Source organism: Actinomadura rupiterrae (assembly GCF_024172125.1).
Classification (GTDB): Bacteria; Actinomycetota; Actinomycetes; order Streptosporangiales; family Streptosporangiaceae; genus Spirillospora; species Spirillospora rupiterrae.
Map to the genome: position 1 here is coordinate 35,471 of NZ_JAMZEA010000014.1, position 14,921 is coordinate 50,391.

Genomic DNA, 14,921 nt, shown 5'->3' on the forward strand with positions numbered 1-14,921 from the left:
CCGGGGACGTCCCGGAGGCCGCCCCACGGCGCCGTCTTGGACGTCGCTCGGCGGCCTCGGCCGGGCGGCTATCCCGCGCCGAGGCAAAGACTTCTTCAGCACTCCGTCCGCGTGCGGGGCGCGGTCGCGTGCGGCCGGGCGGCGCGGGGACAGAGAGGTGTATGACACGAATCGTCGCTGTCGGGGCGGGTTTCGGGGGCTTCCACTGCCTGAGAACGCTTCAGCGCCTGCTGCCCAGGAACGCGGCCGAGCTGGTCGTGGTGAACCCCAAGGACTACCACCTCTACACGCCGCTGCTCCCGCACGTCGCGGGCGGGCGCGTGCACCCCGCCTCGGTGGCGGTGTCGCTGCGCACGCTCAAGCGCACCCGCTTCGTGCGCGGCAGCGTCGTCGACGCCGACCTGGACGGGAAGACGATCACCGTCCGGGACCCGATGGGCCGGCACCACGAGATGAACTGGGACCGGCTCGTCCTGGCGCCCGGCGCGGTCACCCGGATCTTCGACATCCCGGGGCTGAAGGAGCACGCGCACGGGTTCAAGACGATCACCGAGGCCGTCTACCTGTTCGACCGGGTGCTGGCGAACCTGGACATGGCCGCCAGCACCCAGGACGCGGCAGAGAAGGAGGCGCTCACCACGTTCATCGTGGTCGGCGCCGGCCTGGCGGGCGCGGAGTACGTCGCGCAGGCGCGCCGCCTGGCGGCCGCCGCGAACCCGCACCTCACCACGCGCTGGATCCTGCTCGACATGGCCGACTCGGTCATGCCGCAGCTCGGCGGCGACCTGCCGGACAAGGCGCTGAAGGCGCTGCGGTCCGAGGGCATCGAGGTGCGGCTCGGCATGTCGGTGAAGGAGGTCACCGCCGACTCCGCGACGTTCACCGACGGCACCCGCGTGCCGTGCCGCCTGCTGGTCTGGACGGCCGGAGTGTCGGCCAGCCCGCTGATGGGCCGCCTCGGCCTGCCGACCGACCGCGGCCGGCTGGTGGTGAACGCGGAGATGCGCGTGCCCGGGTATACCGACGTGTTCGCGCTCGGCGACGCCGCGGCCGTCCCGGACCTCACCGGGGAGCCCGGCGCGATCTGCGGCCAGACCGCCCAGCACGCCATGCGGCAGGGCCCGGCCCTCGCCCGCAACATCGCGGCCTCGCTCGGCCGCGGCGAGGCGCGCCCCTACCGCCACCACGACCTGGGCATGGTCGCCGACCTCGGCGGGTTCAAGGGCGTCGCGAGCCCGCTGCACGTGCCGCTGGTCGGGCTGCCCGCCAAGGCCGTCGCGAGCGCGTACCACCTGATGTCGCTGGAGTCGCTCAGCAACCAGGCCCGGCTCGCGTCCGACTGGTTCATGCACGCGCTCACCCGGCCCGCGCCGACCTCGTTCGGCCTGGTCACCGACTCGCACGCGGCGCTGACCGCGGCCGAGCAGCTCGGTATCTACCCTGCGGACAAGCCGTCGTCCGGTGGCGGGGCGGACGCCAGGGCGAAGGCCAAGCAGGACGGCCAGGCGCAGCACGGCGGCGCCAAGGCGTCGTCCTCGGGATCGTCGTCCGCGAAGTCCAAGCCCAAGGCGCACCAGGCGACCGGCTGAGCGAGCCCGAACCTGAACCCGGGCGCGCGCTGGGCCTGCGCTCGGGTCCGCGCCTGTCAGGACGATTCGATCAGCGGACGCAGCGACGCCTGGATCTGCTCATCGGTGGGGACGACATCGACGGTCTCCCCCGCGAGGTGCATCTCGTAGGCGCTGAGGTCGAGCAGCCCGTGCCCGCTCAGACCGAAAAGGATCACGCGCTCGCGCCCTTCCTCGCGCGCCCTGACCGCCTCGTCGATCGCGGCGGCCACGGCGTGCGCGGACTCCGGCGCGGGTACGAGGCCCTCGGCCCGCGCGAAGGCCATGCCGCTCTCGAAGACGCGGCTCTGGCTATAGGACGTCGCCTCGACCAGCCCCTCGTGGTACATCGCGCTCACGATCGGCGCGGCGCCGTGGTAGCGCAGGCCGCCTGCGTGGATGTGGTACGCCGTGAACGTGTGGCCCAGCGTGTACATCTTCACCATGGGCGTCACGCCTGAATAGTCGGTGTGGTCCATGAGGTAGCTGCCGCGGGTCATCTTGGGGCAGGCGTCGGGCTCGACGGCCAGGAACCGGGTGCCGGGATGGTCCTGCATCGCCTCCCGGTAGAACGGGAACGCGATGCCGGCGAAGTTGCTGCCCGCGCCCATCGCCCCGATCACCACGTCGGGGAACTCCCCCGCCTTCTCCATCTGGAGCAGCGCCTCCTCACCGATGACGGTCTGGTGCAGGAGGACGTGGTTCTCGCCGCTACCGATCGAGAACCGCGCGTCCTTGCGTCCGGACGCGTACTCGATGGCCTCGGCGTTCGCGATCCCGAGGCTGCCCGGCGAGTCGGGGTCGGCGCGCAGCGCGGCCCGTCCCACCTCGGTCTCCATGCTCGGGCTCTCGATGACGCGGGCGCCGTTCAGCCGCATCAGCGTGCCCCGGTACGGCTTCTGCCGGTAGCTGGACCGCACCATGAACACCGTGCACTCCATGCCGTACGGCAGGCACGCCATCGACAGGGCGGTGCCCCACTGCCCGGCGCCGGTGCCCGTGACCATCTGCTTGACCCCGGACTGGGCGTAGTAGTAGGCCTGCGCCAGCGCCGTGTTTATCTTGTGGCTGCCGGACGGGCTCGTCCCCTCGTACTTGAAATAGATGTGCGCGGGGGTGTCGAGCGCCCTTTCCAGCCGGGACGCGCGGTACAGCGGTGTGGGCCGCCACCGCTGGTACTCCTCGCGGACGGGCCCGGGGATCTCCACGTGCCGGGTGCGGCCGATGCTCTGCCGGTACATCGACAGCGGCAACTGCGGCCGAACCGGCGTGCCGTGCCCGTTCGCCTCAACGTCAGCATCACCACCTTCGCCGTCCACGCCGGGCACTGTCCCGTTCGTCCGGGCGTTCGCGCGGGGAGCGGAGCGCGGCGCGGGGACCTCCACCGGGAGGTCGGCGAGGATGTTGTACCAGTGCGTCGGAACCTGGGACGTGTCGAGGTGGAAAACCTGGCGCATGCTATTCGCCCGTCCCCTTCGCGTCGACGACCGTGCGGATCATGGCGACCAGGCTGCCGACGTCGCTCAGCTCGGCGGCCATCACGTCCTCGTCGTCGATCTCGACGCCGAACCGCTCCTCGGCCTGCACGAGGATGTGCAGCAGGCTCAGCGAGTCGAGCCCGACCGCCGGCGAATAGAGCGAAACCGACTCGTCGAGTTGCGCGCGGTCAATGCCGAGTTCCAGCACGCCGATCATGACGTCCTTGACCTCCGCTGCCAGATCCAGATTCTTGGCACGATCCACAGCATTTTCCTCTTCTGCAGGCGGGCGGAATGCCGGTGACGGAAAAAGGGGTGCGTGAATAGTCGGACGCTCCCGCCGGCACGCAGCGCGCGGCGGGTCGGCGCGGCGGGCCTCCGGCCCCGCCCGCCAGGCCCCGTGGCGCTGCCGGACCGAACCGGCCGGGGCCGCTCTGGAACCGCGATGACGCCTACCGCGGTTGGCTGACGGTCCGTACCGTACGACAGCGATCTGCGGTGTGCAAGAGATCATCCGGAGCCGTTCGGCGGGCACCACCTGCCCAAAGTTCACCCTTTTCAAGATCGGATGTCTCATGGACAATGGGTCGCGGCCGGTGCCGGCCGAGCCGGGCCCTCCCACCCGGCTCCCGCGAAACCGAGAGGTGGAGCAATGGCGATCGGGCATGCGCCTTACGGACCTCCGCGCCTTACGGGACCCGGTGTCGCATGAAATGAGCCCGGCCGAACGGAGAGCCATGCGATTCGAATGGGACGACCAGGCGGACGATCTCTACCGGGATTTGCGAAGGCTCGGCGAAGAGACGCTGAGCAAGGACGTGGCGGAACGCGACAGGGCCGGCGAGTTCGGCCACGAGGATTGGCGGCTCTGCGCCGAGCACGGCGTCCTCGGACTGCTGATACCGCCCGAGTACGGCGGCGCCGGACGTGATCCGGCGGCTTATGCGCGGGCGATGGAGGGCCTCGGCCGCGGCTGCGGCGACAACGGCCTGATGATGGCGATCGGCGCGCACGTCCTGGCGGCCGAGGTGCCCGTCTGGAAGTTCGGCGACGAGGAGCAGCGCCGCCGGTACCTGCCGGGTCTCGCCTCTGGACGGCTCATCGGAGCCAACGCGATGACCGAGCCGGACAGCGGCTCCGACGCCCTCTCCCTATCCACCACCGCCGAGCGCGACGGCGACTCCTACCGGCTGACCGGCCGCAAGCTCTACGTGACCAACGCGCCCGTCGCCGACCTGTTCGTGGTGTACGCGACCGTCGGCCGGAACCTGGGCTTCACCGGCGTCACCGCGTTCCTCGTGGAGCGCGACGACATCGGCGTCTCGGTGAAGGAGCAGGCCGACAAGATGGGCCTGCGCACCGCCCGCTGGGGCGAGGTCGAGCTGGACGGCTGCCGGGTCCCGGCGTCCCGGCGGCTCGGCGCGGAGCGCCAGGGCGGCACGGTCTTCGCGCGGACGATGGCATGGGAACGTTCCCTTCTGCTCGCCCCCTGGCTCGGCGTGCTGGAGCGCGAGTTCGACGAGGCGCTGCGGCACTGCCGCCGGCGCCGCCAGTTCGGCAAGCACATCGGGCACTTCCAGTCGGTCGCCAACCGCATCGTCGACATGCGGATCCGCTGGGAGGCGTCCCGGATGATGCTCTACCGCGCCGCGTCCGAGCTCGACGGGCCGCGCGCGACGATCTTCCCCGAGGCCGCGAAGCTGTACGTGAGCGAGGCCGCGGTGGAGATGCTGACCAGCCTGGCGCAGCTGTACGGCGCGCTCGGCTACTCCTCCGAGGGACGCGTCGAGCGCCACCTCCGGGACGCCTTCGGCATGACGATCTCGTCCGGGACGTCCGACATGCAGCGCGTGGTCATCGCCGGGAAGCTCGGCATCACCTGGCCCGACACCGCGCGAAGCGGGGACGAGCGGTGAGCGGGCTCGGCGACTACCTGCGGCATTGGGCGGCCAAGCAGCCGGACGTGCCCGCAGTCGAGTTCCAGGGCCGGACGCTCACCTACGCCGACCTGGACGCGCGCAGTTCGAGCCTGGCCCGCGCGCTTTTGCGCAACGGCGTCGGTCCCGGCGACCGGGTGGGGCTGTGGGCGCGCAAGTCGATCGAGACGGTCGTCGCGATCCACGGCGTCCTGAAGGCCGGTGCGGTGTACGTCCCGATCGACCCGAGCGCGCCGTTCAACCGCGCGGGCCACATCCTCACGCACTGCGGCGTGTCCTGCGTGATCGCAGAGGACGACCGCGTGGACTGGCTGCGGGAGCAGTTCGCCTGCCCGACCCTGACCCTCGGTTCCGAGGAGCCGGACACGAGCGGCGAGGGCATGCCTCCGGTGCTCGTGGATCTCCGTGATCCGGCGTACATCCTGCACACGTCGGGCTCGAAGGGCACACCCAAGGGTGTGGCGCTGTCCCATGGCAACGCGCGCGCGTTCGTGGAGTGGGCGGTCGAGGAGTTCGGCCTGTCCCCCGCCGACCGGGTCTCCAGCCACGCGCCGTTCCACTTCGACCTGTCGATCCTGGACCTTTTCGCGACCTGCGCCGCCGGTGCGTGCGTCGTGCTGGTGCCGGAGAGCCAGGTCGGGCTCGGCGGCGCGCTTAACAAGTTCGTCGCCGACCAGCGCATCACCGTCTGGTACTCGGTGCCGGGCGCGCTGACCCGCATGCTGGCCGCCAAGAACAGCGAGCTACTGGCCGGGTCCGCGCTGCGGGCCGTCCTGTTCGCCGGGGAGCCGTTCCCGCTCCCCCACCTGCGGACGCTGCGCGCGCTTGTCCCCTCCGCCCGCTTCTACAACCTGTACGGCCCGACCGAGACGAACGTGTGCCTGTTCCACGCCGTCCGGGAAACGGACGTCTCGCCGCACCTGACGCGTCCGGTGCCGATCGGGCGTCCCTGCCCGTACGCGACGGCGTTCCTCATCGGCCCGGACGGCCGTCCGGTCGAGATCGCGCCGGGCGCGACGGGCGAGCTGTGCATAGCGGGCGAGTCGGTGATGCTCGGTTACTGGGGGGACGACGCCCTCACGACGTCCAAGACCGTGCTGATCCCGCAGGACGGCGCGGAACCGGTCGCGGCCTACCGCACCGGCGACCTCGTCCGGATCGACGACGACCTGAACCACGTGTTCCTCGGGCGCGAGGACGACATGGTGAAGATCCGCGGGCACCGGGTCGAGATCGGCGAGATCGAGGCGGTGCTGTCGGCCGCCGCGAACGTCCGGGAGGCCGCCTGCGTCGCGGTCGGCGACGGGCCGGACGACCGCGCCGTCCAGGCATACGTCGTGCCGGAGTCCGCCCCGCTCGACCTCGCGGCGGTGCGCCGCCACTGCCTGGGCGAGCTGCCGCGCTACATGGTCCCCGAGCGGTTCCACGTCGTCGCCGAGCTGCCGGTGACCCGCACCGGGAAGATCGACCGGCGCGGGCTGGCCGGGGCGTAGGCGATGGAGGTCCTGACCGAGACCTGGTGGAGCGCGGCGATCGGCCGGGAGAAGTCGGTCGAGGTCGTCCTCCCGGCCGGCTACTCCCCGACCGAGCCGCCCTACCCGGTGCTGTACCTGCTGCACGGATTCGGCGGCAACCGCACGACCTGGCTCCAGTGCGCGCGCCTGCCGGACGAGGTCGACGCCGGCCGGCTGATCCTGGTGCTCCCCGAGTCCGGACGCTCCTGGTTCATCAACGACGCGCGCGGGCGCCGCTACGAGGACCACCTGATCGGCGAGGTCGTCGGACGGATCGACGCGCGGTTCAACACCGTGGCGTCCCGCGGCGGACGCGGCGTCGGCGGGTTCTCGATGGGCGGCGCGGCCGCGCTCTTCCAGGCGCTGCGGCACGGCGAGGTGTTCTCGGTCGTGTGCAGCACCGGCGGCGCGTTCGAGGCGCCGCTGCGGGAGGGCGACCCGTACGAGCGCTTCCGCGGCGACCGCGAGCTGGCGATGCCGACCGTCCGGGACCACGAGCGCGTGTGGGGGCCGGTCGGCAGCGCGGTCCGGCGCAGGTACGACCCGTACCGGCTGATCCGCGAGCGCGACCCGCGGCATCCGCTCGGGATCTACCTCGACGTCGGCCTGGACGACTACGACCGAATGATCTCGATGAACCGGCGGACGCGCGCCGCGCTGGCCGAGGGCGGCGTCCCGCACGAGTACCGGGAACGCCCCGGCGGGCACGACTGGGCGTTCGTCGACGCGGGCCTCCCTCACCTGTTCGCGTTCGCCCGCGACCACCTCGCCTCCGCCTAAGCCCCACACCCCCAACACCTGACTTCGCGAGCCACCAAGGACGACGACGACCAGAGGACTGCGCATGTGCGGCATCACCGGATGGGTCGACTGGACACGGGACCTCGCCCAGCGGCGTTCCGTCATCTCGGACATGACACGGACGCAGGCGCCGCGCGGCCCGGACGCGGAGGGCCTGTGGCTGTCGGCCCGGGCCGCGCTCGGCCACCGCCGGCTCGCCGTGATCGACATCGAGGGCGGGCGGCAGCCCATGCCGCGCGCCGCGCGCGGCGGCGGGCAGGCCGTCGTGACCTTCAGCGGCGAGATCTACAACTTCCGGGAGCTGCGCGACGAGCTGCGGTCGGCGGGCTGGACCTTCGCGACCCGCTCGGACACCGAGGTGCTGCTGACCGCCTACCTGGAATGGGGGCCCGACTTCGTCCACCGGCTGAACGGCATGTTCGCCTTCGCCATCTGGGACGAGCGGACCGAGCGGCTCCTGCTCGTCCGCGACCGGCTCGGCATCAAGCCGCTCTACTACGCGCCGCTCGGCGACGGCATCATCTTCGGGTCGGAGCCCAAGGCGCTGCTGGCGCATCCGGAGATGGACGCCGAGGTCGGCCTCGACGGCATCGCCGAGCTGATGGCCGTCCCGCGCGCCCGGACGCCCGGCCACGCCGTCTACCGGGGGATGCGGGAGCTGAAGCCGGGCTGCCTGCTCCTCGCCGACGCGTCCGGACTCCGCGAGCGCCGGTACTGGCGGCTGGAGGCCCGTCCGCACGAGCAGGACTTCGCCGCGACGACCGCGGAGGTCCGGTCGCTGCTCACCGACATCGTCCAGCGGCAACTGGTCGCCGATGTGACGGTGGGGACGCTGCTGTCCGGCGGCATCGACTCCAGCGCGATCACCGCCCTGGCCGCGCGCGAGTTCCAGGGCGAGCTGTCCAGCCACTCGGTGAGCGTCCCGGCGCCCGCCGCGGCGGGCAGCGACGCCTGGCGCCCCAGCCCGGACGAGCCGTACGCGAAGCTCGTCGCCGAGCGGCTCGGGCTCAAGCACTTCGTCACGCGGGTCGGCACCGACGACCTCGTCCGGGGCCTGGACCTCGGGCTCCGCGCGCGCGACCTGCCCGGCTGGGGCGACCTGGACACCTCGCTCCACCACCTGTTCGGCGCGGTGCGGGAGCACTGCACGGTCGCGCTGTCGGGCGAGTCCGCCGACGAGATGTTCGGCGGCTACGCCTGGCAGATCGACGAGCGGTTCGTCGGCCACTCCTCGTTCCCCTGGATGTACGGCAGGCGGCAGCCGCAGCACCTGCTGCGCGAGGACGTCCGGCGGCAGGTGAAGCCCGAGGAGTACGAGGCGGAGCGGTACCGGGAGGCGCTGGCCGAGGTGCCGCACCTGGACGGCGAGGACCCCGCCCGGCGCAGGGAGCGGGAGGTGTTCCACCTCGGCCTGACGCGCTGGCTGGGCGCGCTGCTCGACCGCAAGGACCGGATGAGCATGGCGGTCGGGCTGGAGGTGCGCGTCCCGTTCGCCGACCACCGGCTCGCCGAGTACCTGTTCAACGTCCCGGCGGCGCTGAAGGCGGCGGGTGGCACGGAGAAGGCGCTGCTGCGGCAGGCGTGCGCGGACCTGCTGCCCGAGGAGATCGTGAACCGGCCGAAGAGCGCCTACCCGGCCAGCCAGGACCCGGTCCTCGTGGCGACGATGCGCGACCTCGTCCTGGACGTCCTGGACGAGCCGGGCGCGCCGCTGTTCGACCTGATGGACAGGGAGAAGGTCCGCACGGCCGTCACGTCCGAGCTGGACACGCTGCCCGGCCCGATCACCGCGAGGACGTCCGCGATCGGGCTGTCGTACCTGCTGGAGCTGAACCGCTGGCTCGGCGGCGTCCGCATCGTGACATGACGATTGGACATGCCGAAGCGAGAATTGACGCGCGGCGAGCGTCCGCGTCCGGGCACGCTGCCCGGACGCGGACCCGGCGCGGTCACGATGGCAGGTTCGGGAGGGCGTAGCGCTCGCGGAGCTCGGCCTTGCGGATCTTCCCGGTGGCGGTGCGCGGCATGGCGTCGAGCACCTCCAGGCGGCGCGGCCAGTAGGACTTAGTCATCCCGGCCTCGTCGAGCGACCGCTGAAGGTCGTCCAGGCTCACCGCCGCGTCCGGACGGGCCGGGGTGACGACCGCGCAGATCGTCTCGTCCTCGCGCTCGTCGCGCAGGCCGATCACGGCGACGTCGGCGACGGCGGGGTGCCGTCCGATGATCGCCTCCAGGTCGGTGACCGGGGCGATGTTGGCGTTGCGCAGGATCATGTCCTTGGCCCGGCCGGTGATGCGGATGCCGCCGCGGCCGTCCGGGCGGGCCAGGTCGCCGGTGTTGAAGTAGCCGTCCGCGTCCAGTTCGGCGGCGTACAGGTCGTCCCGGCGGTAGTAGCCGAGGCACTGCGTCGGGCCCTTGATCCACAGGACGCCCTCGCCGCCGGTCCGGTCGGAGACGGGGTCGATGCGGAGCAGGGTGTCGGCGATGGGGCTGCCGTCGCTGTGCGCGGCCCAGTCCTCGGGGTCGTCCGCGCGGGTGATGGTCGCGGGCCCGTTCTCGGTCATGCCCCACAGCGAGTACAGGCGCAGCCCGAAGACGTCCTTGGTGTCGGTGATGAAGTACGGCGGGATCGGCGCCGACCCGCTGACCAGGTGCGCGAGCGCGGGGATGGCGCGCGGCTCCGCCCGCTGCGCCTCCAGCAGGCTGAGCAGGTAGAACGGCGCGCAGTAGAAGAACGTGACGCCGTGCGCGGCCATCAGGTCGAGCGCGTCGCCGGGCTCCTTGGCGTCCTGGAACGCCATCGTCCCGCCGAGCATGAGCGGCATCAGCATGCCCTGCACGACGCCGGTGTAGTGGGTGTAGAGCGCGGTGGTGTACATGACGATCGAGTCGTCCAGGCCGAACGCGTCGGCCTCGCCGCGGACGGCCGCGTACAGCGTGTTGAGGCTGTGCAGGACGCCCTTGGGCTCGCTGGTCGTGCCGGAGGTGAACAGCACCAGGTAGGGATCGTCGGGGCCCAGCTCGCGGGCGTCGAGCAGGTGGCCGTGCCGCTCCTCCCAGGCGGTGCCGAAGAAGAACGACTCGAACTCCTCCGTGCCGTCCGGGCCGGTGCCGTCCGGGCCGGGGCCGTCGGCGACGAACACCCGCTCCAGGGACGGCAGTTCGGCGGCGAACTCCGCGCCCATCTCGCCCAGCCGGTCGCCGTTGTCCTCGGCCATGGTGATGAGCACGCGGGCCTCGGTGACGCGCAGCATGACGTCCAGCTCGCGGCGCCGGTAGGACTTCATCAGCGGGCAGTACACGACCCCGGCGCGCATGCAGGCGAGGGTGAGCACGGCGAGCTCCCACCGGTCGGTGAGCTGGGCCGCGATGACGTCGCCCGGCCGCAGCCCGAGTTCGACGAGGGCGCCGGCGCAGCGTTCGGTGGCCTCGGCGAGCCGCCGGTAGTCGAGCCGGTGCGTGCGCCCGTCCGACTGGCGCCGCGCGATCACCGCGGGCTTGCCGGGCGTGGCGCGGACGTGCCGCCGCAGGTCGTCGAGGAAGGTCTCGTCCCGCCACCAGCCGCGCTCGCGGTACTCCGCCGGCGTCCCGGCCATGGGCGCTCCCGGCGTCCCGGCCATGGGCGCCGCCGGCGTCCCTTCCAGGGGCGCCGCCGGCGTCCCTTCCAGGGGCTCGGTGCCGCGCTGCGTCGTGCGCTCGGTCATGCCTGCTCTCCTCCCGTTCTGCCCGCTTCGTCGGGGGCTCGGTGCGGTCGAGGGTCGCGTTCGGGGTCGTCCCCCAGCGAAGATCCATGATCTTCGCCGCTTTGTCCAGACTTCCCCGGACTCGGCGGGAGAGCCTGGCCTTCGGGTGGCTTTGTCAGTTACCGTCCGCCGCAGCCCGGACGTCCCTGCGGCACCGTGAGGAACCCCATGCTCCCTGAGCAAGCCTCGGACCACGCCACCGAACGCGAGGACGAGGCGCGGGGAAGGCTCGCGCTGGGCGTGTTGGCCGGGTGCCAGCTGGCGCTGGTGGTGGACGCGTCGATCGTGAACATCGCGCTGCCGAGCGTGCAGCGCGGGCTGGGCTTCTCCGGCACCGGGCTCTCGTGGGTCGTCAACGCCTACACGCTCGCCTTCGGCGGGCTCCTGCTGCTCGGCGGGCGCGCCGGGGACCTGCTCGGGCACCGGCGGACGTTCATGGCGGGCGTCGCGGTGTTCACCCTCGCGTCCCTGGCCGGAGGGCTGGCCACGACGCCGGGCGAGCTGCTGGCGGCGCGGGCCGCGCAGGGCGCGGGCGCCGCGTTCGCCGGACCCGGATCGCTCGCCCTGATCGCCACCACCTTCCCCGACGGGACGCGGCGGAGCCGGGCGCTGGCGGTGTTCGCCATCGCGGCGAGCGCGGGCATGGTCGCCGGGCTGATGCTGGGCGGGCTGCTGACGGCCTGGACGTCCTGGCGCGCGGTGATGTTCGTGAACGTGCCGGTGGGCGCGGTGATCGTCCTCCTCGCGCCGCGCGCCCTGCGCGAGTCGCCGCGCCGCCAGGGACGGTTCGACCTCGCCGGCGCGCTCACCTGCACGCTCGGGTCGGCGGTGCTCGTCTACGGCCTGATCCGCGCGGCCGGGCACGGCTGGAGCGACGGCACGACGGTCGGGGCGCTGTGCGCGGCGGCCGTCTTGCTGGGCCTGTTCCCGGTGATCGAGGCGCGCGCCCGGCAGCCGATCATGCCGCTGGGGCTGTGGGGCGACCGGGAGCGGGTCGGCGCGTTCGCGATGCGGCTGCTGCTGACGGCGGCGATGAGCGGGATGATGTTCTTCCTGACCCTGTTCGTGCAGGGTGTGCTGCGGTACGGGCCGCTGGCGACCGGGTTCGGCTTCCTGCCGACGACGGTCGCGCTCGTCGCGGTCAGCCGGGCGGTGCCGCGGCTGCTGCCCCGGTACGGGCCGCGTCCGCTGATGGCGGCCGGCTCGGTCCTGTGCGTCGCGGGGATGGTGTGGCTGGCGCAGGTCTCGGCGGACGGCTCGTACCTGACGCTGATCCTCGGCCCGGTGCTGCTGTTCGGCGCGGGGTCCGGGATGGTGTCGGTCGCGGCGACGTTCGTGGCGATGGCGTCGGTGCCGTCCGGCGAGGCGGGCGCCGCTTCGGCGGTGCTGCAGAGCATGCAGCAGATCGGCGGGTCGCTGGGCGTCGCGGCCCTGGTCACCGTGGACGGCGCGACGCGCGGCGCATCGCCGGTGGACGGCATGCGGGGCGCGTTCACGGCCGGTGCCGTCCTCACCGTCGCGATGGTGGCGACGGCGCTGTTCGGCTTCCGGCGCTCGTCCGGAGATCAGGGACGTTCCGGGTCGCAGATCTGAAGGCGCAGCTCGGAGTAGTAGCGGCGGCCCTGCGCGTCCTCCAGCCAGGCGTCCCCGGGACCGGGCAGCAGCTCGCTGAACACCACCGGGACGTCCGCGCCGGATCTCTCCCGCGTGGAGCGGAGCATCGCGGCGAACGCGGACACGTACCGCGGCCCGGTGAAGTCGACGTACACCGGCTTGACCTCGGTGCCGATCTTGGCGAAGACCCGCTCGGGCAGGCCGAGCGACGCGCGCAGCCGGCGCGCGGCCAGGTACTCCGGGACGGCGCCGGTCGCCTTGACCAGCCCCGTGCCGCCGACCGTCGTGCGCCAGGTCTCGCGGACGACGACCAGCCGGTCCAGGGTGATCCGCGGGTGGTGCGGGCCGGTGCCGACGAGCTTGAACACCTCGGTGCCGAGCCAGCCGAACAGCAGCGCGAACACCTCGCGCAGCGGGCGCCGGAACCCGTCCGGGCCGATGACCTCCAGCGTTCCGTCCCGGTCGGTGACGGTGAGCGCGGTGGTCGGAATGGCACGGTCGGGATCGGCGCCCGAGGCCGCCGTGAACGCGAGCTGGTGGTCGGTGACGCCCAGCACGGGCGCGATCCGCGCGGTGTACTGCGGCCACCACGTCGGGTACAGGGGACGGAACTGCGGGCCGATGTCCTCGGCGGCGGCGGCGCGGAGCCGGTCGGGGTCGGGGTGCCGGTCGGCGAAGACCGCGCAGTCCAGCGTGGGCCAGGCGGTGTGCATCTCGCCGAGCACCAGCGTGAACTCCCCGGCGGCTAGCGCTTCGACGCTGGAGGCGCAGATGTGCACGTCGGGGCTGTGGATCCGGCCGCCCGCCCAGCCCGGCCGGTCGGCGGCGAACAGCCTCGCGGCCCGCTCGGCCAGGTCGGCGCTGCTCAGCTGCAGTGCGCGCTCGGCGACGGAGTTCTCGTCCAAGCCAAACAGCTCGTTCCAGCGGCGGCGGAAGCCGGCGATGACAGTGTCCGCCGGACGGTCCGGACCGCCCAGCAGCGGTTGGACGACCCGCCAGAACACCGGCATCGGCACACCGTCGGCGTCCGGTTCGCGGAACTTCCGGTACAGGACTTTGAAGGCGTCGTCGTAGGCGTCGGCCAGGGTCGCCGACACCCAGCGCGCGGCGGGCAGCAGCACGTTCCCGAACGGCCCGGCGAGCGCGTCCAGGATCGGGCGGCCGAAGGCGACGTCCAGGTCGCGGACGGTGTCCTCGTGACAGACGCTCCGCCCGGCGTACATCTGCCCGTCGCGCCGCCTCGGTTCGGCGCCGGTCACGGCCGTGAACTCGGCGTCGAGCGCCGCCAGCGCCCCGGCCAGGGCGTCCGGATCACCGGCGGCGGCCGCCACGGCGGCGCGCGCCAGATCGAGGCGCTCAAGCCCGGACAGCGCGCGCTTCCGCGCCTCCGGTTCGGGGATGGCGTCGAGCGTCTCGCGCAGGACGCCTTCGGCGCGCGGGTTGTAGGGCATGTTCGCGCCGTGCCGGACGACGCCGTTCTCGATCAAGCGGTCCAGCGCGGCGGCCTGCTCCGGCTCGGGGGCGATCCGGGCTGCGGCGGTCACGCCGTCGCAGCGTGCCAGGACGGCGGCTTCGGTGTCGTCCAGGTGCAGGGGCGGGCCGTCCGGGCGCAGGACGCGTGCACCGTCGATGGTCAAGTGCGGCTGGACGCCTGCGGGCAGCCAGGGCGCGACCTCGGGATCGGCGAGCAGCGAGGCGACGTACGCCTCCAGCACCCAGAACTCCAGGGAGACCTGCCGGTCGCGCACGAGCCCGCTGCCAGGCCGTGCCACGACTGCCGGAGCCAGTTCGGGGTCGATCGTGCCCCAGGTGACCGGCCCGAAGAACCCGACCGTGTCGTTCTTGCCGCAGTACCGCTGCCAGTACCGGACGAGCGTGTTCTCCCGCGCGCGCCATTTGTGCCCCGTCCGGCGGCCCGAGGCGCCGGAGGGCGCCGCGAGTTCGGCCATGCGGCGTGCGGCGGCGGGGTTCTGCCAGGTCAGCGCCTCGCGGAACAGCGGGTCGGCGGCGATCTCGGCAGCAGTCCGAGTCGCATCGGTCAGCGCTTCGTCGAGGGTCTGCGCGAGGTCGTCCTCGCTCGCCCGGCCCGCCAGGAACGCGTCGGCGACGGCCGCGCAGCCGGGCGCGGCGAAGCGGGTGAGCCCCTCGGCGGGGAACCCGGTCGACCGGAGCACCACGTCCTTCCAGACCGCCCACTCCGTCCCGGGGAGCGGTGCCGAATGAGCTG

10 protein-coding genes are annotated in these 14,921 nt (G+C 72.7%); 6 read left to right on the forward strand and 4 right to left on the reverse strand.

The features are described from left to right. Positions 1-161: 161 nt before the first annotated feature. Entirely contained in the window at positions 162-1,589 is a 1,428-nt protein-coding gene (locus FHU30_RS38330) for an NAD(P)/FAD-dependent oxidoreductase (protein WP_253882483.1), read from the forward strand. 56 nt (positions 1,590-1,645) lie between these two features. On the opposite strand, the gene FHU30_RS38335 is transcribed toward FHU30_RS38330, so the two are convergent. Both FHU30_RS38335 and FHU30_RS38340 read right to left on the reverse strand, forming a co-directional pair. Next, the gene (locus FHU30_RS38335) at positions 1,646-3,064 is read right to left on the reverse strand and encodes a TrpB-like pyridoxal phosphate-dependent enzyme (protein ID WP_253882484.1); all 1,419 of its coding nucleotides are present in this window, start codon (positions 3,062-3,064) and stop codon (positions 1,646-1,648) included. Between the two features lies 1 nt (position 3,065). After that, positions 3,066-3,350, reverse strand: coding sequence for an acyl carrier protein (locus tag FHU30_RS38340; protein ID WP_253882485.1), 285 nt, complete (start codon positions 3,348-3,350; stop codon positions 3,066-3,068). Positions 3,351-3,822: 472 nt separating this feature from the next. Here FHU30_RS38340 and FHU30_RS38345 point away from each other — a divergent pair, with 472 nt between their 5' ends. From FHU30_RS38345 to asnB, 4 genes are all read left to right on the forward strand, one after another. Continuing rightward, a complete protein-coding gene (locus FHU30_RS38345) occupies positions 3,823-5,001 on the forward strand; it encodes an acyl-CoA dehydrogenase family protein (RefSeq protein WP_253882486.1) in 1,179 nt (392 codons plus the stop codon). Continuing rightward, positions 4,998-6,515, forward strand: a complete 1,518-nt coding sequence (locus FHU30_RS38350) for an amino acid adenylation domain-containing protein (protein ID WP_253882487.1) — start codon at positions 4,998-5,000, stop codon at positions 6,513-6,515. The genes FHU30_RS38345 and FHU30_RS38350 overlap by 4 nt, the downstream gene beginning before the upstream one ends. Before the next feature lie 3 nt (positions 6,516-6,518). Beyond that, on the forward strand, positions 6,519-7,316 hold the full coding sequence (locus tag FHU30_RS38355; RefSeq protein ID WP_253882488.1) for an alpha/beta hydrolase: 798 nt from the start codon (positions 6,519-6,521) through the stop codon (positions 7,314-7,316). A 64-nt stretch (positions 7,317-7,380) separates the two neighbouring features. Next, on the forward strand, positions 7,381-9,204 hold the full coding sequence (gene asnB, locus FHU30_RS38360) for an asparagine synthase (glutamine-hydrolyzing) (protein WP_253882489.1): 1,824 nt from the start codon (positions 7,381-7,383) through the stop codon (positions 9,202-9,204). A gap of 82 nt (positions 9,205-9,286) precedes the next feature. Here the strand turns inward: asnB and FHU30_RS38365 are convergent, their stop codons facing one another. Next, positions 9,287-11,041, reverse strand: a complete 1,755-nt coding sequence (locus FHU30_RS38365) for an AMP-binding protein (RefSeq protein WP_253882490.1) — start codon at positions 11,039-11,041, stop codon at positions 9,287-9,289. A 207-nt stretch (positions 11,042-11,248) separates the two neighbouring features. Between FHU30_RS38365 and FHU30_RS38370 the strand changes: the two genes are divergently transcribed. Then, the gene (locus FHU30_RS38370; protein ID WP_253882491.1) at positions 11,249-12,673 is read left to right on the forward strand and encodes an MFS transporter; all 1,425 of its coding nucleotides are present in this window, start codon (positions 11,249-11,251) and stop codon (positions 12,671-12,673) included. On the opposite strand, the gene FHU30_RS38375 is transcribed toward FHU30_RS38370, so the two are convergent. Then, positions 12,646-14,868: a lantibiotic dehydratase gene (locus FHU30_RS38375; RefSeq protein ID WP_253882492.1), complete on the reverse strand. Its 2,223-nt coding sequence runs from the start codon at positions 14,866-14,868 to the stop codon at positions 12,646-12,648. The two genes, FHU30_RS38370 and FHU30_RS38375, sit on opposite strands and share 28 nt — an antisense overlap. Positions 14,869-14,921 lie beyond the last annotated feature (53 nt).